The sequence below is a fragment of the Actinosynnema sp. NPDC002837 genome, from assembly GCF_040295345.1.
In the GTDB taxonomy this organism is placed as follows: domain Bacteria; phylum Actinomycetota; class Actinomycetes; order Mycobacteriales; family Pseudonocardiaceae; genus Actinosynnema.
The window spans coordinates 243,319-260,653 of sequence record NZ_JBEOVG010000001.1; the positions used below are offsets into that span (position 1 = coordinate 243,319).

21 protein-coding genes are annotated in these 17,335 nt (G+C 72.4%); 10 read left to right on the forward strand and 11 right to left on the reverse strand.

Features of this window, described 5'->3' with window-relative positions; all coding sequences use genetic code 11:
* Positions 1-26 precede the first annotated feature (26 nt).
* The gene (locus ABTZ99_RS01180) at positions 27-377 is read left to right on the forward strand and encodes a DoxX family protein (RefSeq protein ID WP_499607197.1); all 351 of its coding nucleotides are present in this window, start codon (positions 27-29) and stop codon (positions 375-377) included.
* Here the strand turns inward: ABTZ99_RS01180 and ABTZ99_RS01185 are convergent.
* Positions 374-1,147, reverse strand: coding sequence for an enoyl-CoA hydratase-related protein (locus ABTZ99_RS01185; RefSeq protein ID WP_498775098.1), 774 nt, complete (start codon positions 1,145-1,147; stop codon positions 374-376). The genes ABTZ99_RS01180 and ABTZ99_RS01185 overlap by 4 nt on opposite strands.
* A gap of 116 nt (positions 1,148-1,263) precedes the next feature.
* Here ABTZ99_RS01185 and ABTZ99_RS01190 point away from each other — a divergent pair, with 116 nt between their 5' ends.
* The gene (locus ABTZ99_RS01190; RefSeq protein ID WP_498775100.1) at positions 1,264-2,073 is read left to right on the forward strand and encodes a hypothetical protein; all 810 of its coding nucleotides are present in this window, start codon (positions 1,264-1,266) and stop codon (positions 2,071-2,073) included.
* 48 nt (positions 2,074-2,121) lie between these two features.
* Here the strand turns inward: ABTZ99_RS01190 and ABTZ99_RS01195 are convergent, their stop codons facing one another.
* The gene (locus ABTZ99_RS01195) at positions 2,122-4,146 is read right to left on the reverse strand and encodes a protein meaA (protein WP_498775102.1); all 2,025 of its coding nucleotides are present in this window, start codon (positions 4,144-4,146) and stop codon (positions 2,122-2,124) included.
* A gap of 130 nt (positions 4,147-4,276) precedes the next feature.
* Here ABTZ99_RS01195 and ABTZ99_RS01200 point away from each other — a divergent pair, with 130 nt between their 5' ends.
* The gene (locus tag ABTZ99_RS01200; RefSeq protein WP_499607202.1) at positions 4,277-4,582 is read left to right on the forward strand and encodes a hypothetical protein; all 306 of its coding nucleotides are present in this window, start codon (positions 4,277-4,279) and stop codon (positions 4,580-4,582) included.
* A 145-nt stretch (positions 4,583-4,727) separates the two neighbouring features.
* Entirely contained in the window at positions 4,728-5,780 is a 1,053-nt protein-coding gene (locus ABTZ99_RS01205; protein WP_499607205.1) for a sulfite oxidase, read from the forward strand.
* Positions 5,781-5,844: 64 nt separating this feature from the next.
* Here ABTZ99_RS01205 and ABTZ99_RS01210 read toward each other — a convergent pair whose 3' ends face one another.
* The 4 genes from ABTZ99_RS01210 to murA form a co-directional block, all read right to left on the reverse strand.
* Positions 5,845-6,315, reverse strand: coding sequence for a peptidoglycan-binding domain-containing protein (locus ABTZ99_RS01210; protein WP_499607208.1), 471 nt, complete (start codon positions 6,313-6,315; stop codon positions 5,845-5,847).
* A 169-nt stretch (positions 6,316-6,484) separates the two neighbouring features.
* The gene (locus ABTZ99_RS01215; RefSeq protein ID WP_498775110.1) at positions 6,485-6,952 is read right to left on the reverse strand and encodes a peptidoglycan-binding domain-containing protein; all 468 of its coding nucleotides are present in this window, start codon (positions 6,950-6,952) and stop codon (positions 6,485-6,487) included.
* A gap of 17 nt (positions 6,953-6,969) precedes the next feature.
* Positions 6,970-7,440, reverse strand: a complete 471-nt coding sequence (locus ABTZ99_RS01220) for a peptidoglycan-binding domain-containing protein (protein ID WP_499607210.1) — start codon at positions 7,438-7,440, stop codon at positions 6,970-6,972.
* 92 nt (positions 7,441-7,532) lie between these two features.
* Positions 7,533-8,789 carry a UDP-N-acetylglucosamine 1-carboxyvinyltransferase gene (murA, locus tag ABTZ99_RS01225; protein WP_499607213.1) on the reverse strand — a complete coding sequence of 419 codons (1,257 nt, stop codon included), beginning with the start codon at positions 8,787-8,789 and terminating at the stop codon, positions 7,533-7,535.
* A gap of 94 nt (positions 8,790-8,883) precedes the next feature.
* On the opposite strand from murA, the gene ABTZ99_RS01230 reads away from it, so the two are divergent.
* From ABTZ99_RS01230 to ABTZ99_RS01240, 3 genes are all read left to right on the forward strand, one after another.
* On the forward strand, positions 8,884-9,456 hold the full coding sequence (locus ABTZ99_RS01230) for a cob(I)yrinic acid a,c-diamide adenosyltransferase (protein ID WP_498775116.1): 573 nt from the start codon (positions 8,884-8,886) through the stop codon (positions 9,454-9,456).
* A 75-nt stretch (positions 9,457-9,531) separates the two neighbouring features.
* Positions 9,532-10,215, forward strand: coding sequence for an alpha/beta fold hydrolase (locus ABTZ99_RS01235; protein WP_499607217.1), 684 nt, complete (start codon positions 9,532-9,534; stop codon positions 10,213-10,215).
* Positions 10,216-10,219: 4 nt separating this feature from the next.
* A complete protein-coding gene (locus ABTZ99_RS01240; protein ID WP_499607220.1) occupies positions 10,220-10,903 on the forward strand; it encodes a winged helix-turn-helix transcriptional regulator in 684 nt (227 codons plus the stop codon).
* Here ABTZ99_RS01240 and ABTZ99_RS01245 read toward each other — a convergent pair.
* Entirely contained in the window at positions 10,891-11,244 is a 354-nt protein-coding gene (locus tag ABTZ99_RS01245) for a winged helix-turn-helix transcriptional regulator (protein ID WP_498775122.1), read from the reverse strand. The two genes, ABTZ99_RS01240 and ABTZ99_RS01245, sit on opposite strands and share 13 nt — an antisense overlap.
* 91 nt (positions 11,245-11,335) lie before the next feature.
* Here ABTZ99_RS01245 and ABTZ99_RS01250 point away from each other — a divergent pair, with 91 nt between their 5' ends.
* Positions 11,336-12,202, forward strand: a complete 867-nt coding sequence (locus ABTZ99_RS01250; protein WP_498775124.1) for an NAD(P)-dependent oxidoreductase — start codon at positions 11,336-11,338, stop codon at positions 12,200-12,202.
* 509 nt (positions 12,203-12,711) lie between these two features.
* A complete protein-coding gene (locus tag ABTZ99_RS01255; RefSeq protein WP_498775126.1) occupies positions 12,712-12,921 on the forward strand; it encodes a hypothetical protein in 210 nt (69 codons plus the stop codon).
* Positions 12,922-12,930: 9 nt separating this feature from the next.
* Here the strand turns inward: ABTZ99_RS01255 and ABTZ99_RS01260 are convergent, their stop codons facing one another.
* From ABTZ99_RS01260 to ABTZ99_RS01270, 3 genes are all read right to left on the reverse strand, one after another.
* The gene (locus ABTZ99_RS01260; RefSeq protein WP_498775128.1) at positions 12,931-13,362 is read right to left on the reverse strand and encodes a DUF2550 domain-containing protein; all 432 of its coding nucleotides are present in this window, start codon (positions 13,360-13,362) and stop codon (positions 12,931-12,933) included.
* 22 nt (positions 13,363-13,384) lie between these two features.
* Positions 13,385-13,750, reverse strand: a complete 366-nt coding sequence (locus tag ABTZ99_RS01265) for a F0F1 ATP synthase subunit epsilon (protein WP_498775130.1) — start codon at positions 13,748-13,750, stop codon at positions 13,385-13,387.
* Between the two features lie 75 nt (positions 13,751-13,825).
* Positions 13,826-15,019 (reverse strand): MFS transporter, encoded by a 1,194-nt coding sequence (locus tag ABTZ99_RS01270; RefSeq protein WP_499607226.1) that lies wholly within the window; start codon positions 15,017-15,019, stop codon positions 13,826-13,828.
* 79 nt (positions 15,020-15,098) lie between these two features.
* Here ABTZ99_RS01270 and ABTZ99_RS01275 point away from each other — a divergent pair, with 79 nt between their 5' ends.
* Positions 15,099-15,845 (forward strand): IclR family transcriptional regulator, encoded by a 747-nt coding sequence (locus ABTZ99_RS01275; RefSeq protein ID WP_498775134.1) that lies wholly within the window; start codon positions 15,099-15,101, stop codon positions 15,843-15,845.
* Between the two features lie 62 nt (positions 15,846-15,907).
* Here the strand turns inward: ABTZ99_RS01275 and atpD are convergent, their stop codons facing one another.
* Entirely contained in the window at positions 15,908-17,335 is a 1,428-nt protein-coding gene (gene atpD, locus ABTZ99_RS01280; RefSeq protein WP_498775136.1) for a F0F1 ATP synthase subunit beta, read from the reverse strand.

The window sequence follows — 17,335 nt, forward strand, 5'->3', positions numbered from 1 at the left end:
AGACCACGCACCGCCTGGAGGTTCCCGTGCCCACCGCGCACGTCGTCGTCACCGTCCTCGCGATCCTGGCCAACGCCGGCATCGCCGTCGCCGACCTGCTGAAGGCCGAGTTCGTCCTGGCGAACTCGGCCGAGGTCGACGTGCCGCCGTCCTGGCTGCCCGTGCTGGGCGTGCTGAAGGGCGCGGGCGCGGCGGGTCTGCTGCTCGGCCTGGTCGGCGTGCCCGTCGTCGGAGTGGCGGCGGCGGTCGGGCTGACGGCGTTCTTCGTGGGCGCGGTCGTCGCCCACGTGCGGGCCGGGGTGTGGCACAACATCGCCTTCCCCGGCGCGTTCCTCGCCCTCGCCGCCGCTTCCCTGGTGCTCGGCCTCGCGCGTTAGTCGGTCCACACCGGCGGGCGCTTCTCCAGGAACGACGCCATGCCCTCCTTGGCCGCCGGGGTCTGCGACGCCGCCGCCATCACCTCGACCGCGATGCCGTAGGCGTCGGCCTCGGGCCGGTCGAGCTGGGCGTAGATCGTCTGCTTGCCCAACGCCTTGGCGGCCCGGCTGCCGCGGGTGGCCCGGCGCATCAGCTCGTCCACGGCGTCGTCCAGCTCGGCGAGCGGCACGACGCGGTTCACCAGGCCCCACTGCTCGGCGGTGCGCGCGTCCACCGTGTCACCGGTCAGCGCCATCTCCATCAGCCGCTTGCGCCCGATCGCGCGGGCCACCGGCACCGCCGGGGTGTGGCAGAACCAGCCGCCCTTGCCGCCGGGCAGGGCGAACCCGGCCTCCTCGGCGGCCACCGCCAGGTCGCACGACGCCATCAGCTGGCAGCCCGCCGCGGTGGCCAGGCCGTGCACCCGCGCGATCACGACCTGCGGCACGGACTCGATCGTGCGCATCAGGTCCGTGCACAGCGTCAGCAGCTCGCGCACGCCCTCCAGGTCGCGGGACGACACGTCGGCGAAGTCGTGCCCGGCGGAGAACACCGGCCCCTCGCCCGCGAGCACCACGCCCACCGCGTCCGACGCGGCGACTTCGCGGAACGCGGTCAGCAGCTCCGCCAGGTGCTCGGCGGACAGCGAGTTGCGCCGGGCGGCGCGGTCCATGGTGATCCGCACGACGTCATCCGTGCGGTCGACGCGGATGTGCTGGTATTCGGCCATGTTCCGACGGTAACCGGCCGGGCGACCGCGCGCCGGTGGACGTCCGCGGCAACCGCGCGTGCAACCGCTTGCCGGTGGGCTTCCGTCCCGGTGGCATGAGACTTCGCCCGTTAGTCGTGGTCCTCGGTCTGGTGGTCGCCGGTTGCGCCGGCGGTGGGGAACCGGCCGCGCCACCCGTGTCGATCGGGTCCGACCTGCCCGCCGCCGCTCCCGCCGGGCCAGGGGTGGACTTCCCCGTGACCGCCGTCCCCCGGCCGATCGTGCTGACCGGCCCGCAACGGGAGACGGTGGAGAGAGCCGAGGGGGAGAAGGTGAAGGCGGAGGAACTCGGCTTCGCCGGCGAGTTCCGGTTCACCGGCGTCGCGCCGCCGTCGCCCGGTTCGGCGCCCGTGGTGCTGCCCGACGGCCCGGCGACGCTCCCGCTGATCGGCGTGGCCGACGCGGTGGCCGCGATGTCCGCGGAAGGGCGCGGTGGCGTGCCGCTGGACCTCGTGAGCGTCGAGCTCGGCACGGCGTCGTTCCACACCGACCGGGGTCCGGTGCAGTTGCCCGCGTGGCGGTTCCGCAGCGTGTTCGGGAGCGTGTTCGCGTGGCCCGCGATCACCCCCGAGGCGTTCTGGAAGCCGGGCGGGGTCCCGCACTCGAACCGGTCCGCCACCACGTCGGACGGGGTGGAGCTGTCGGTGGAGCTGGGCGCGCCGTTCGAACCCTGCCCCGGTGGCAAGCCCGTCTTCAAGGAGCCGGTGGCGGTCGAGAGCGAGACGTCCGTGCGGATCACCGTGCGGATCACCGGCGGGCCGCTCGGCGACTGCCTGCACCGCCTGCTCCCCCGGTCGCAGTCCTACCCCGTGAAGCTGGCGGCGCCGCTGGGCTCGCGGCTGTTGCTCGACGAGGACAACGGCGTGATCCCCGTGGTGACGCGCTGACCGGGTCGGCGCCGTTCGGCCACGGGGCGCGCGCCGATCCGACCCCGGTCAGGCGACCGGGTCGCCGTCCCCGGAGGCGCGGCCGGGCAGCACCGCGGCCCGGACCACCGTCACGATCTCGTCCATGATCTGGGTCAGCTCGTAGTCCTTGGGCGTGAACACCCGGGCCACACCGCGTGCGCGCAACTCGTCGGCGTCGTCGGGCGGGACGATCCCCCCGACGACGACCGGCACGTCACCCGCGCCCGCCGCGCGCAGGCCGTCGACCACCGCGGGGACGACCTCGAGGTGCGAGCCGGACAGGATCGACAGGCCGACCACGTGCACGTCCTCCTGGACGGCGGCGGCCACGATCTGCGCGGGCGTGAGCCGGATGCCCTGGTAGACCACCTCGAAGCCGACGTCGCGGGCGCGCACGGCGACCTGCTCGGCCCCGTTGGAGTGCCCGTCGAGACCGGGCTTGCCGACCAGGATCCGCAGCCGCTCACCCAGCTCCTCGCCGGTCGCCCGCACGCGTTCGCGCACCCGCGCGATCTCCGCGCCCGCCTCACCGGACGCCGACGCCGCCGAGACCCCGGTCGGCGCGCGGTACTCGCCGAACGTCTCGCGCAACGCCTGCGACCACTCACCCGTCGTCACGCCGGCCTTCGCGCACGCGATCGTGACCTCGACCAGGTTCCGGTCGGTCTTCGCCGCCGCCCGCAGGTCATCCAAAGTGGACTTCACCAGCGCGTCGTCCCGAGAGGACCGCCACGCCCGGATCGCCTCGACCGCGTGCTGCTCGACGATCGGGTCGATCTGCTCGATCGCGTTCGCGCCCTCGGCCTGCAACGGCGACGGCTCGGTGGTGGCGAACTTGTTCACGCCCACCACGACGTCCTCGCCGGACTCCACCCGCCGCCGCCGGTCGGCCAACGACGACACCAGCGCCGACTTCATGTAGCCGGACTCGACCGCCGCGACCGCGCCGCCCATCGCCTGCACGCGGTCGATCTCGGCCCGCGCGCCCTCGACGAGCTCGTCCACCTTGGCCCCGACGACGTGCGAGCCCTCGAAGATGTCCTGGTACTCCAGCAGGTCCGTCTCGTAGGCCAGCACCTGCTGCATCCGCAGCGCCCACTGCTGGTCCCACGGCCGGGGCAGGCCGAGCGCCTCGTTCCACGCGGGCAGCTGGATCGCGCGGGCCCGCGCGTCCCGCGACAGCGTCACGGCCAGCATCTCCAGCACGATCCGCTGCACGTTGTTCTCCGGCTGCGCCTCGGTCAGCCCGAGCGAGTTCACCTGCACCCCGTACCGGAACCGGCGGTGCTTGGGGTCCGCGATGCCGTACCGGTCGCGGGTGATCTCGTCCCAGAGCCGGACGAACGCCCGCATCTTGCACATCTCCTCGACGAACCGCACGCCGGCGTTGACGAAGAAGGACATGCGGGCGACGACCTCGCCGCGCCGTTCCTCGGGCACCTGGCCGGAGTCGAACACCGAGTCCAGCACCGCGATCGCGGTGGACAGCGAGTACGCGATCTCCTGCACGGGCGTCGCGCCCGCCTCTTGGAGGTGGTAGGAGCAGATGTTGATCGGGTTCCACTTCGGCACGTTCGACACGGTCCACGCGACCATGTCGGTGATCAGCCGCAGGCTCGGCCCGGGTGGGAACACGTACGTGCCGCGGGACAGGTACTCCTTGATGATGTCGTTCTGCGTGGTGCCCGCGAGGGTGGCGCGGTCCGCGCCGTGCTCCTCGGCCACGCTCACGTACAGCGCGAGCAGCCACATGGCCGTCGCGTTGATGGTCATGGACGTGTTCGCCTCGCCCATCGGGATGCCGTCGAACAGCTGCCGCATGTCGCCGATGTGGCTGACGGGCACGCCGACCTTGCCGACCTCGCCCTTGGCCAGCTCGTCGTCCGGGTCGTAGCCGGTCTGCGTGGGCAGGTCGAACGCCACGGACAGGCCCGTCTGGCCCTTGGCGAGGTTGCGGCGGTACAGCGCGTTGGAGGCGGTGGCGCTGGAGTGGCCCGCGTACGTCCGCATCACCCAGGGGCGGTCGCGCTCTCGGTCGGCCGGGTACGGCACGGCAACCTCCTGTGTTCGATGGCCGCGGCTTGCGCCGGTGGAACGTTCGCGACCTCGCGTTCCCCGTAGCGTACTGACGAGTAACACGACCCGCGCGTGCCGTTGCTCACTGAATCGTGACTGCGGGAGGATGGGCGGCGTGACCGCGCTCACCACCTTCCTGCTGCTGGTGATCGTGTTCGGGCTGCTCGCCCTCGTGCTGTTCTGGGCGTTCGGCATCGACCGACGGGCCGTGCCCGACTACACCAGCGACGACTTCGGCCTGCTGACCGAGGTGTCCGCCGTGCCCACCCCCGAAGCCGCGGCCGTCCTCGCCGGACGCCTGCGCGCCGCCCGCATCAAGGTGACCGTCGTGCGCCGGGGCGACCTGCACCGGCTGCTGGTCTTCCCGGCCGACGTGCCCGACGCCAAGCTCCTGCTGCGGGGCAACGGCTAACCGCCTCGGCCGTGGCCGTCCCCGCGCCGGTGATCGGCCAAGCGCTTGCGCGCCGCGCGCGTCGAGGTGACAGTGGTGCGGCGGACGGCGCCGGACGAGGTGCCCTCCGCACGCCCCACGCCGACTTCCTCCCGCGGAGCAGCACATGACCATCGGACTGTCCCGGATCGCCGCCGACGACGAGGACATCTCGATCGACGAACTGCGGCTCGCCGCGCGCAACCACGGGATGCCGCTGGAGGCGCTGCGCTACGACGAGACGCCGGCCGGCCTGCACTACCTGCTGATCCACTACGACATCCCGGACGTCACCGGGTGGTCGCTGGACGTGCTCGGCCGCACGTGGACGCTGGAGGAGCTGCGCGCGCTGCCCGCCGTGACCGAGCAGGTGACGCTGGAGTGCGCGGGCAACGGCCGGGCCAAGCTGCACCCGAGGCCGGTGAGCCAGCCGTGGCTGGACGAGGCGGTCGGCTGCGCGACGTGGACCGGCACGCCGCTGGCCCCGCTGCTGGCCGACCTGCCGCCGGACGCCGTGGACGTGGTGTTCACCGGCCTGGACCACGGGCTGGACCGGGGCGTCGAGCAGGACTACGAGCGCGCGCTGCCGGTGGCCGAGGCGTTGCGGCCGGACGTGCTGCTGGCCTACGAGATGAACGGCCAACCGCTGCTGCCGCAGCACGGCGCGCCGCTGCGACTGGTCGTGCCCGGCTGGTACGGCATGGCGCACGTGAAGTGGCTGCGCTCGATCACCGCGCTGGACCGGCCGTTCGACGGGTTCCAGCAGGCCGTCGCCTACCGGATCACGCACGAGGCCGACGACGAGGGCACGCCGGTGACCCGGATCCTGCCCAAGGCCCTGATGGTCCCGCCCGGCTTCCCCGACTTCATGACCCGCCGGCGGTTCGTCGACGCGGGCCGCGTGCTGCTCACCGGTCGCGCGTGGAGCGGGCACGCGCCCGTGGCGAAGGTCGAGGTCGAGCTGGACGGCGCGTGGGTGGAGGCGGACCTGGGCCCCGCCGGCGACCGGTACGCGTGGCGGCGCTGGGAGTGCGCGTGGGACGCGACGCCCGGCGAGCACGTGCTGCGGGTGCGGGCGACCGACGCGGACGGCCGCACCCAGCCCGTGGACCAGCCGTGGAACCGGCAGGGCATGGCCAACAACACCGCCCAGCGGGTGCCGGTCACCGTGCGGCCCTGAGCCGGCAGGCGCCGCCGTGCTCCGGCGTCGGGAGTGTCGGAGTCAGGCGTGTCGGGCCCGCAGGTCAGTAGTCGTAGCAGCGGCTGCGGTCCGGCGTCAGGAACTTCATCCGGTCCCGGGTGTTCGGGCCGTAGATGCCGTCCGCAGCGGTGCCGATGTAGCGCTGCACCGCCTTCAGCGCGGCCTCGGAACGCGGCCCGAAGCTGCCGTCCGCATCGAGGTCGCCGACCTTCTCGTCCGAGTACGGCGAGGCCAGGTTCAGGCTCGCGTAGCACCGGTTCATGGTCAGCTGGAACCGGCCCACGACCGTCGCGTTCGCCGCGTAGTCGCGGCCGACGTGGCACGAGGTGCTGCTGATGCTCACCGGCACCACGATCGTGTGGCCCGACCGCACGACCTCCGAGGTCGAGGTGCAGCGGGGCAGGGTCGCGGCCGACGCCGGCGCGGCGAGCCCGATCACCGCCGTGCCCACCGCCAGGGCGACCAGTCCGATCGCCCTGCTCCGCAGACCCCTGCCACCCGTCGACCGCCTCATGCGCTTCCCCCGAGATCACCGGCATCACGATGCCCCGACTCTAGGGAAGTCGCTGCTCACGCGGTGTCCGGCGAACTCCCGACACCGGGGCGCGGGGTCAGGCGACGACACGCGGACAGCCCTCCTGGCCCGGTTGGTCAGGAGGGCTGTCCGGTGCGCGTCGCCCAGCTCAGTAGGCGTAGCAGTAGCGGTTGCGGTCGTCGATGAACCTCATCCGATCACGGGTGTTGGGCCCGTAGGACCCGTCGACCGTGGCGCCGATGGACCTCTGCACCGCCTTCAACGCGGCCTGGGTGCGCGGGCCGAAGCTGCCGTCGGCGTCGAGGTCGCGGATGAACTCGTCCTCGTACGGCGACGCCAGCCGGAGACCGCCGTAGCACTTGATCATCGTGGCCTGGAACAGCGTCACGATCTTGTAGTTCGCCACCAGGCCGCTGCCGATCAGGCACGTCTGGCTGTTCGCGCTGCTCGCCGGAACCATGATGCTGATGTTGCTGCCGACGTAGCGCGGCACCATCTTCACGCACAGGTCGGTCGCCGCGGACGCCGATCCCCCCGACACGGCCATCCCGGTGACGGCCATGAGCACGGCTGCCACACCCACGCCGAACCGGCGCAAGCCTGAACCTTCCCTCATGCTGATCCCCCTCGAACTCAGTAGCCGTAGCAGTAGACGCGATCCGGCGTCGTGAACTTCATCCGATCGCGGGTGTTCGGGCCGTAGATGCCGTCCGCGGCGGTGCCGATGTAGCGCTGCACGGCCTTCAACGCGGCCTCGGTGCGAGGCCCGAAGCTGCCGTCGGCGAAGAGGTCGCCCACCTTCTCGTCCGAGTAGGGCGACGCCAGGTTCAACGTCGGGTAGCACCGGCGCATCGTGAACTGGAACCGGGACACGAGCGTCGCGTTCGCCGCGTAGTCGCGGCCGATCTGGCACGAGGTGCTGCCCTTGGCCGTCGGCACGGCGATCGTGTGACCCGACCGCACCATCTCCGTCATCGTGGTGCACCGAGGCGGCTCCGCGGCCGACGCCGGTGTGGAGAACGCGATGGCCGCCGCCCCCACCGTCAAGGCGACCAGGCCGAGCGCCCTCCCGCGCCGGCCCGACCCGCCGAAAAATCCTCTCACGTGCCTTCCCCCTGAAGTCGGCCAACGCGCACTGACTCTAGGGAGGTCGCTGCTCACGCAGTATCCGGCGAACACCCGACACCGGGTGCGGGTCAGGCGCCGACGCGCTCCACGGTCGCGCCGAGCTTGCGCAGGTTCTCCACGAAGCCCGGGTAGCCGCGCTCGATGTGGAAGATCTCGTACACCTCGGTCGCGCCGTCCGCGCACAGCCCGGCCAGCACCAGCCCCGCGCCCGCGCGGATGTCCGAGGCCCACACCGGCGCGCTCGACAGCCGCTCGACACCCCGCACGACCGCGTGGTGGCCGTCGGTGCGCGCGTCCGCACCCAGCCGCACCATCTCCTCGATGAACCGGAACCGCGCCTCGAACAGGTTCTCGGTGATCATCGACGTGCCGTCGGACACGCTCGACAGCGCGATCGCGAACGGCTGCAGGTCGGTGGCGAAACCGGGGTACGGCAACGTCACGAAGTCCACCGACCGCGGCCGGTCGGTCTGCACCACGCGGAAGCCGTCGTCGAGCGTGGTCACGTCCGCACCCGCCATCCGCAGCTTCTCCAGCACCAGGTCGAGGTGGTGCGGGTCCACGCCGCGCACGGTGATGTCACCGCGGGTCATGACGGCCGCGAACGCCCAGGTGGCGCCGACGATCCGGTCGCCGATCACCCGGTGCTCGGTCGGCTGGAGCGACTCCACCCCGTGCACGGTGAGCGTGGACGTGCCCGCGCCCTCGATCTTCGCGCCCATCTGCTGGAGCATCACGCAGATGTCCACGATCTCCGGCTCGCGGGCGGCGTTGTCGATGACCGTGGTGCCGTTGGCCAGCACCGCCGCCATCAGGATGTTCTCCGTCGCGCCGACGCTGGGGAAGTCGAGCCAGATCTGCGCGCCGTGCAGGCCCTCGGCCTCGGCGATCACGCAGCCGTGCTCGATCTCGCTGTGCGCGCCGAGCTTGCGCAGGCCGCTCTGGTGCATGTCCAGCGGCCGGTTGCCGATCGCGTCGCCACCCGGCAGCGCGACGACGGCCCGCTTGCACCGGCCCACCAGGGGACCGAGCACGCACACGGACGCGCGCAGCTTGCCCATCGCCTCGGAGTCGGCGCGGTGGTTGAGCTCCTTCGGGGTGGTGATCGTGACGACCCGGCCGTCGATCGCCACCTCGCAGCCGAGGCTGCGCAGGACGTCCGCCATCAGCGGCACGTCCAGGATCTCCGGGCAGTTGGTGATGGTGGTGGTGCCCTCGGCCAGCAGTGCCGCCGCCATCAGCTTGAGCACGCTGTTCTTCGCGCCTACGACGGCGACCTCGCCGACGAGCCGCCCACCGCCCTGAACCCGGAAGTGCTCACTCACGTAACGGACTCCTTGCTCGTTGTGCCGCAATCCTACGTACGGTCTGAATCGTGCCCGTCCGTGGTGGGCCACCGCGGTGTCTACAGTGCTTCGCATGGCCGTGCACCTGACGAAGATCTACACCCGCGTCGGCGACGACGGGACCACCGGCCTCGGCGACTTCTCCCGGGTGCCCAAGACCTCACCCCGCATCACGGCGTACGCCGACGTGGACGAGACCAACGCCGCGCTCGGCGTCGCCCTGGCGCTCGGCGCGCTGGAACCCGACGTCGCCGACGTGGTGCGGCAGGTCCAGAACGACCTGTTCGACGTCGGCGCCGACCTCTGCACGCCGATCGCCCCCGACCCCAAGTACCCGCCGCTGCGGATCACCCAGGCCTACGTCGACCGGCTCGAGTCGTGGTGCGATGCGTTCAACTCCCGGTTGGGCAAGCTGGAGTCGTTCATCCTCAACGGTGGCACACCCGGCGCGGCGCTGCTGCACCAGGCCCGCACCATCGCCCGGCGGGCCGAGCGGGGCGCGTGGGCGTTGATCGAGGTCGAGGCCGAGCAGACGAACGCGCTGACCGCGAAGTACCTGAACCGGCTCTCCGACCTGCTGTTCATCCTGGCCAGGGTCGCCAACCCGGACGGCGACGTGCTCTGGCAGCCGGGCGCCAACGCCTGACCCCGGGAGGTAGCGCTTCCTGTTTTTGAAGTCTAAGCTTCGAAAACAGGAAGTTCGCCTACCCGGAGGTCGACCATGACCACTTACGTCCTCGTCCACGGCGCGTGGCACGGCGGCTGGGCCTGGGAACGGGTCGCGCCCCTGCTCACGGCGACCGGCGCGCACGTCGTCACGCCCGACCTCACGCACGACCGCGACGTCGGACTGTCCGACCACGCCGACGAGGTGGTGGCCGCGGTCGACGCCGTCGCGGACCCGGACCTGGTGCTGGTCGGCCACAGCTACGCGGGCCTGGTGGTCCGCCAGGCCGCCGACCTCCGCCCGCACCGGGTGGCCCACCTCGTGCTGGTCGACGGCTGGGCCGGGCCGGCCGGCGCGAGCCTGACCGACCTGGCGCCGGACTGGTTCACCGCCAGGGTCACGGCCGCCGCGAACGCCGACGGCCTGATCGCACCGCCCGCAGCCGAGTCGTTCGGCGTGACCGACCCCGACGACGCGCACTGGCTCGACCAGCGGCTGCGCACCCACGCGCTGCGGACGTTCACCGAGCCGACCCGCCTCACCGGCGCCGTCGACCGCGTCCCCGGCACCGGCGTCCACTGCGTGCCGGAGACGTTCCCGTTCGCCCGGTTCGCCGCCGACCTCGGCTACCGGACCGTGCCGGTGGACGGGCCGCACGACGCGCCGCTGACCCACCCGCGCCGCATCGCGGACGTGCTGCTCGCCGTCGTGGGCCGGGGGGCGGCGACCCTAGGATGAGCCGGTGGACCAGCGGACGTACAACCAGTACTGCGCGACCGCGCGGACGCTCGACCTCGTCGGCGAGCGCTGGACGCTCCTGCTGGTCCGCGAGCTGCTGACCGGGCCGAAGCGGTTCGGCGACCTCCAGCAGAGCCTGCGCGGCCTCGGCACCGGGCTGCTCGCGGCCCGGCTCAAGCACCTCGAACGCGAAGGCCTCGCGCACAAGGTGACGCTGCCCGCGCCGGCCCGGACCCCCGCCTACGACCTCACCGAGGCGGGCCGGGAGCTCGGGCCGGCCGTGCTCGCCCTGGCCCGCTGGGGCACGAGGTGGGCCATGGGCGAACGACGCCCGGGCGAGACGTTCCACCCCGGCTGGGCCGTGCTGGCGATGGAGGCGTTCTTCGACGCCGAGGCCGCCGCGGGCGTGCGGGCCGTCTACGAGTTCCGGGTCGGCGACGAGGTGTTCCACGTCCGCGTGGACGACGGCGAGGTGGACGCGGGCCACGGCCCCGCCGGGCGGCCCGACGCGGTGGTCGAGACCGACGAGGACGTCTTCGCCTCGCTGGCCGACGGCCGGTCGAGCCTGGCGGACAAGATCGCCTCCGGCGCCGCCTCGGCCTCCGGCGACCAGGAGGCCCTGCGCAGGCTGGGCACCCTGTTCCGCCGGCCGAGCCCCGCCGAGCGGGTGCCCGCTCAGGACGCGTAGACCACCTTCTCGGCGCCGATGCGCTCGATCCGCGCGGTGCCCCACACGCCCAGCGCGGCGAGCGCCTCGTTGAGCGACACCCCGTGCTCGGTCAGCTCGTACTCCACCCTCGGCGGCACCTCGGGGAACACCTCGCGGTGCACGAGGCCGTCCTCCTCCAGCTCGCGCAACTGCTGGACCAGCATCTTCTCGCTCACGCCCGGCAGGCCGCGGCGCAGCTGGGCGAACCGCCGCACGCCGTGCTCGGCCAGCTCCCACAGGATCAGCGACTTCCACTTGCCGGACACCACGTCCATCGCGGCGTCGATGCCGCAGAAGTAGGGACCACGTCGAGCCGCCATCGGCCCCTCCCGGGGGTGCTTACCAAAAGGTGGGTACTGCACAAAATAGTCCGTACTGGTCAACCGTACCGGTACGAGTGACGATCTCGGCATGACCAACACGAAAGCGACCGTCCTCGGGCTCGGCGCGATGGGCGCCGCCCTCGCCACCGCCCTGGTCCGCGCCGGGCACGTCACGACCGTCTGGAACCGCTCGCCCGGCAAGGCCGAAGCCCTCGTCGACCTCGGCGCCACGGCCGCCGGCTCCGTCCGCGACGCCGTGACCGCGTCCGACGTGGTGATCGCCTGCCTCTTCGACGCCGACTCGGTCCACGAGGTGCTCGACCCGGTGGCCGACCTGCTCACCGGCCGCACGCTGGTCAACGTCACCACGACCACGCCCGACCAGTCGAGGGAGTTCGCCGGCTGGGCGGCGGCGCACGGCGTGGTGTACCTCGACGGCGGCATCATGGCCGTGCCGGACATGATCGGGCGGCCCGGCTCGTCCGTCCTCTACAGCGGCTCGGCCACCGCGTTCGAGCGGCACCGCCCGCTGCTGGACCTGTGGGGCGAGAGCGCGTACTTCGGCGAGGACGCGGGCCTGGCGTCGCTGTACGACCTGGCCCTGCTCGCCGGCATGTACGTGATGTTCGCCGGTTTCCTGCACGGCGCCGCGATGGTCGCGGGCGCGGGCGTGACGGCGACCGAGTTCGCCGGGCGGGCCGCGCCGTGGCTGGCCGCGATGACGGGTGGGTTCGCCGGGTTCGCGGCCGTGGTCGACGGCGGCGACTACACCGTGCCGGGACAGCAGAGCCTGGAGTTCTCCGACCTCGGCGACATGCTCGACGCCAGCGCCGCGCAGGGCATCTCCACCGAGGTGGTCGGCATGGTGCAGAACCTGATCCGGCGGCAGGTCGACGCCGGTCACGGGAAGGAGGGCTTCGCCAGGATCTTCGAGAGCATCAGGCAGCCCGCCTGACTCTGTCCGGGTGACGTCCCCGGACCGATCGAGTGTCCGGACCGCCGATGGGCCACCACGACCGATCGTCCTTGTGTTCACTCTGCCGGGTCCGGACGCCGGGGAGCGTCCACTCGACGTGGGGGTACCCCGCCGTGCGCGGAACACGAAGATCCGGATCGGTCGTGGTGGCCGTCCTCCTCGGTCTGCTCGTCCCGGGGATCGCGCACGCCGCGCCGCCCGCGAACGACGACTTCGACCAGGCGACGCCGATCACTCGGCGCACACCGGGTTCCGCGGCTCGCTCACCCCGATCGCCTGCAACGACGACTGGAACGGCAGCCACCAGTCGCGCGTCGAGGTCGCGGTCACGGCCGGCACCAGCTACCACTTCCTCGCCGGTTCGTACCACGCCGGCTCGGGCGGGTCGCTGACGTTCGCGGTGAGCGGGCTCGCCGCGCTCCCGAACGACGCGTTCGCCGAACACGACGCGACCGCACCACCGCTACGCGGCCGACGGCGACTACACCGTGACGCTGACCCACACCACCGGGGACGGCCGCTCGGCCACCACGTCGCGAGTGGTCCAGGTCCGCACGCACGACGTCGCGCTCGGGAAGGTGACCTTCCGGGCCGTGGCGTCCCTGCCCGAGGGCGACGACCACCTGCTGGACAACGAGGCGATCAGCTCGACGACCGCGGTGCGGCCGGCCGTCACCGGAGGCCTCGACCTCACCTGACGGTGGTCGCTAGGAGGCCCAGGGAATGGATCGGCCCGGAGGCGCTGACTCCAACCAGGACAGGAATCCTGTCAGCGCGTCCGGGCCCATCGCGATCTCGACCTCGCCCTTGTTGCCGCGACAGCGGAGCACCACCGCGCCCGCGGGCATCGCGTACGCCTCCGGTGCGGTGGGCTCGCGGCGGTCGTCGATCTCGAAGCCCTCGCGGGAGATGACCATGTCCGGGCCGGGGCTCAGGCTCAGCACGCGGAACCAGGTGAACTCGTCACCCCGGTAGTGCCCGACGCCCAGGTGCCAGCCCCGGCCGGAGCCCTTGAGCCTGGACCTCAGCGCGACGTGCACGCCGCCCGCGCGCAGCAGCCGGACTCGCCGCCACGCCAGGTACGCGAGGACGACCACCGCGCCGAACAGGACCAGCCCCACCAGTTCGGCGATCCCCACGGCGTTCGTCCGCCCGTCCGCGTCAGGCCGAGTGCCCGGCGGCGCGGAGCCGCGCGATCGCCCGGGCCCGCTGTACGTCGTCCGCGTTCTGCACGTCCGAGCGAGCCTGCTCGACGTCGATCTCGTGGGCGAGCTCCGCGGCCTCCGCGAGGATGCTCACGCCGTCGCCGGTCACGGAGAGGAACCCGCCGTGCACGGCCGCCGTCACCAGCTCGTTGTCCGTGGTGCGGATCCGGACCACGCCGCCCTCGACCAACTGGCCGAGCACCGGCTCGTGGCCGGGCAGGATGCCGATCTCGCCTTCGAGGGTCTGCGCGACCACCGAGGTGGCCGTGCCGGACCACAGGCGGCGTTCCACCGCGACCAGCTGGACGGTCATCTCGGCCACGCGCATCTCCCTGAGTCGACTGGAGTCCACCGCAGTCTAAACGGTGACCGGTGCACCCCGCCGCACCAGCCACCCTCAGTCGTTCCCACGGCCCGCGGCTACCCGCCCGGAGACCGCTCCGACGGCGGTCACCGCGACCGCGCCCAGGGCCGCCACCAAGGCGAACGCGTAGAAACCCCACGGGTGCGCGAGGCCCGCGGTGAGCAGCGCCCCGCCCAGCACGGGCCCGCTGACGGCCCCGATCCGCCCGACGCCCGCCGTCCACCCCAGACCCGTGGCGCGGTTGCCGTCGTCGTACACGCGGCCCACGTACGCGTACACCAGGACCTGCGCGCTGAACACGAAGCACCCGGCCACGAACACCGCCGCGTAGACGCCCGCGGTCGGCAGCCGTGCGCTGAGCAGGCCCAGGGCCGCCGCCGACGCGGCGAACCAGCCGATGGTCGACGGCCGCACGCCGACCCGGTCCGCCACCGCGCCCGCGACCAGCAGCCCGACCACCGCGCCGACGTTCAGCGTGAGCAGCAGGCCCAGCGCCGCGCCCAGCGGGTACCCGGCCGCGCGCATGATCTGCGGCAGCCACGTGTTCAGGCCGTAGACCAGCAGCAGCCCCATGAACGACGCCGCCCAGAACGCCACCGTGGCCCGCCGCACGCCGGGCCGGAACAGCGAGCCGACCAGCCTCCCGGCCGACACCGGCGCCGAGCGGAACGCCCGCGACTCCGGCAGCAGCAGCACCATCAGCGGCACCAGCACGAGCGCGGGCGCCGCGCCGATCACGAACAACGCCCGCCACCCCAGCGACGGGATCACCGCCATGCCCAGCAGCGCGGTGAGCACCGCCCCGACGTGGTAGCCGGTCATGACCAGCGTGGTGGCCCGGCCGCGCCGCCGCGCCGGCGCGAACTCGTCGACCAGCGCGATGGCCGTCGGCAGGCAGCCGCCGAGGCCGAGGCCGGCGAGGAACCTCAGCCCGCCGAACACCTCGATCGACGGCGCCGCCGCGCACAGCACGGTGAACAAGGAGAAGCCGCACACGGACGCGATCAGCGCCTTGCGCCGCCCGACCAGGTCGGTGACCGTGCCGATCGCCATCGCGCCCAACATCATGCCGACCAGGCCCGCCGTGGAGACGACCGACGCGGACGCCGGCGTGAGGCCCCACTGCCCCGTGTCGAGCAGGACCGGGAGGACGGTGCCGAGCACCACGAGGTCGAAGCCGTCGAGCAGTACCGCCGTCCAGCCCAGCGGGAGCACCCATTTGTTCATACCGGGAGGGTGGTGTGGGTCACCCTGGCCGGGGCAGGGCGGTTTCCGATGAGCGGAAGGCCGTTGGGAGACTGGGCCGGTGCCCACCCCGAAGTCGCTGCTGGAGCGCGCGTTCTCGCTGCTGTCGGTGTTCACCGTGGACCGGTCGGCGGTCACGCTGTCCGAGCTGAGCCGCCACTCGGGCCTGCCGCTGAGCACCACGCACCGGCTGGTGGCGTCCCTGGTGGAGCTGCGCGCCCTGGACCGCGCGCCCGACGGCCGCTACCGCGTGGGCCTGAGGCTGCTGGAGCTGGGCGCGCTGTCGCCGGGCAGCCTCGACCTGCGAGACCGGGCCCTGCCGTTCCTGGAGGACCTCTACGAGGTCACGCGGCACAACGTCCAGCTGGCCGTGCGCGACGGCACGGAGGTCGTGTACGTGGAGCGGATCTCGGCGCGGGACGCGGTCAACGTGGTGACGCGGGTCGGCAGCCGGATGCCGACGCACTGCACGGGCGTCGGCCTGGTGCTGCTGGCCGCCGCGCCCGTCGCCGTGCAGGAGGCCGTGCTGGCCGCGCCGCTCAAGCGGTTCACGCCCAGGACGATCGCGTCGGCGCCGGAACTGCGCGAGGCCCTGGCCCGCGTGCGCCGCGACGGCTACGCCATCAGCGACCGCCAGATCGAGATGATCACCTACTCGGTCGCCGCCCCCGTGCGCGGACCGGACGGCGACGTGGTGGCCGCGGTGTCCGTCGTCGTGCCCACGGGCACCCGCACGGACACCGTCGTGCCCGCCGTGCGCACGTGCGGCCTGGCCATCTCCCGCGCCCTGGGCTGGGCCTCCCACTGAGCCCCGCGACGGCCGAAGGGCCGTCCCCCGAGCGGGGAACGGCCCTTCGGCAAAGCCCGGCCCTACTTGCCGGCGAGCTTCTTGGCGTTGGCCTCGACGTCGTCCAACCCGCCGCAGGAGAAGAACGCCTGCTCCGGGTAGTGGTCGAACTCGCCCTTGCAGACGCGGTCGAACGCCTCGATCGTGTCCTTGATCGGCACGAACGAACCCGGCTGGTCGGTGAACTTCTCGGCCACGATGAAGTTCTGGCCGAGGAAGCGCTCCAGGCGACGGGCGCGACCGACGAGGACCTTGTCCTCCTCGGACAGCTCGTCCATGCCGAGGATGGCGATGATGTCCTGCAGCTCCTTGTACTTCTGCAGGATCCGCTTGACCTCCTGCGCCACCCGGTAGTGCTCCTCGCCGACGATCGACGGCTCGAGGATCCGGGAGGACGAGGACAGCGGGTCCACCGCCGGGTAGATGCCCTTCTGGGAGATCGGACGGGAGAGCTCCGTCGTCGCGTCCAGGTGGGCGAACGTGGTGGCCGGCGCGGGGTCGGTGTAGTCGTCCGCGGGCACGTAGATGGCCTGCAGCGAGGTGATCGACTTACCGCGCGTCGAGGTGATGCGCTCCTGGAGCTCACCCATCTCGTCCGCCAGCGTCGGCTGGTAACCCACGGCGGACGGCATGCGGCCCAGCAGGGTCGACACCTCCGAACCCGCCTGGGTGAACCGGAAGATGTTGTCGATGAACAGCAGCACGTCCTGGCCCTGCACGTCGCGGAAGTACTCCGCCATCGTCAGCGCGGACAGCGCGACGCGCATGCGGGTGCCGGGCGGCTCGTCCATCTGACCGAACACCAGGGCGGTGTCGCCGAGCACGCCCATCTCCTCCATCTCGAGGAGGAGGTCGGTGCCCTCACGGGTGCGCTCGCCGACGCCGGCGAACACCGACGTGCCGGAGAACTCGCGGGCGATACGGGTGATCATCTCCTGGATGAGCACCGTCTTGCCCACGCCCGCGCCGCCGAACAGGCCGATCTTGCCGCCCTTGACGTACGGGGTCAGCAGGTCGATGACCTTGATGCCCGTTTCCAGGATCTCGGTCTTGCCCTCGAGCTGGTCGAAGGCGGGCGCCTTGCGGTGGATTGCCCACTGCTCGCCGTCGCGGCCGAGGCCGGGCTCGTCGAGGCAGTCGCCCAGCGCGTTGAACACGTGGCCCTTGACGACGTCGCCGACGGGCACGCTGATCGCCTTGCCGGTGTCGGTCACCGCGGCGCCGCGGACGAGGCCGTCGGTGGGCTGCATCGAGATGGTGCGGACCAGGTTGTCACCCAGGTGCTGGGCGACCTCCAGGGTCAGCGTCTTGGCCACCGCCTCGGCGGTGACCTCGGCGTGCAGGGCGTTGAACAGCTCCGGCACCGCGTCGCGCGGGAACTCCACGTCGACGACGGCACCGATCACCCGGACCACACGGCCGGTGCGGGTGGTGGTGGCAGTAGCACTCAT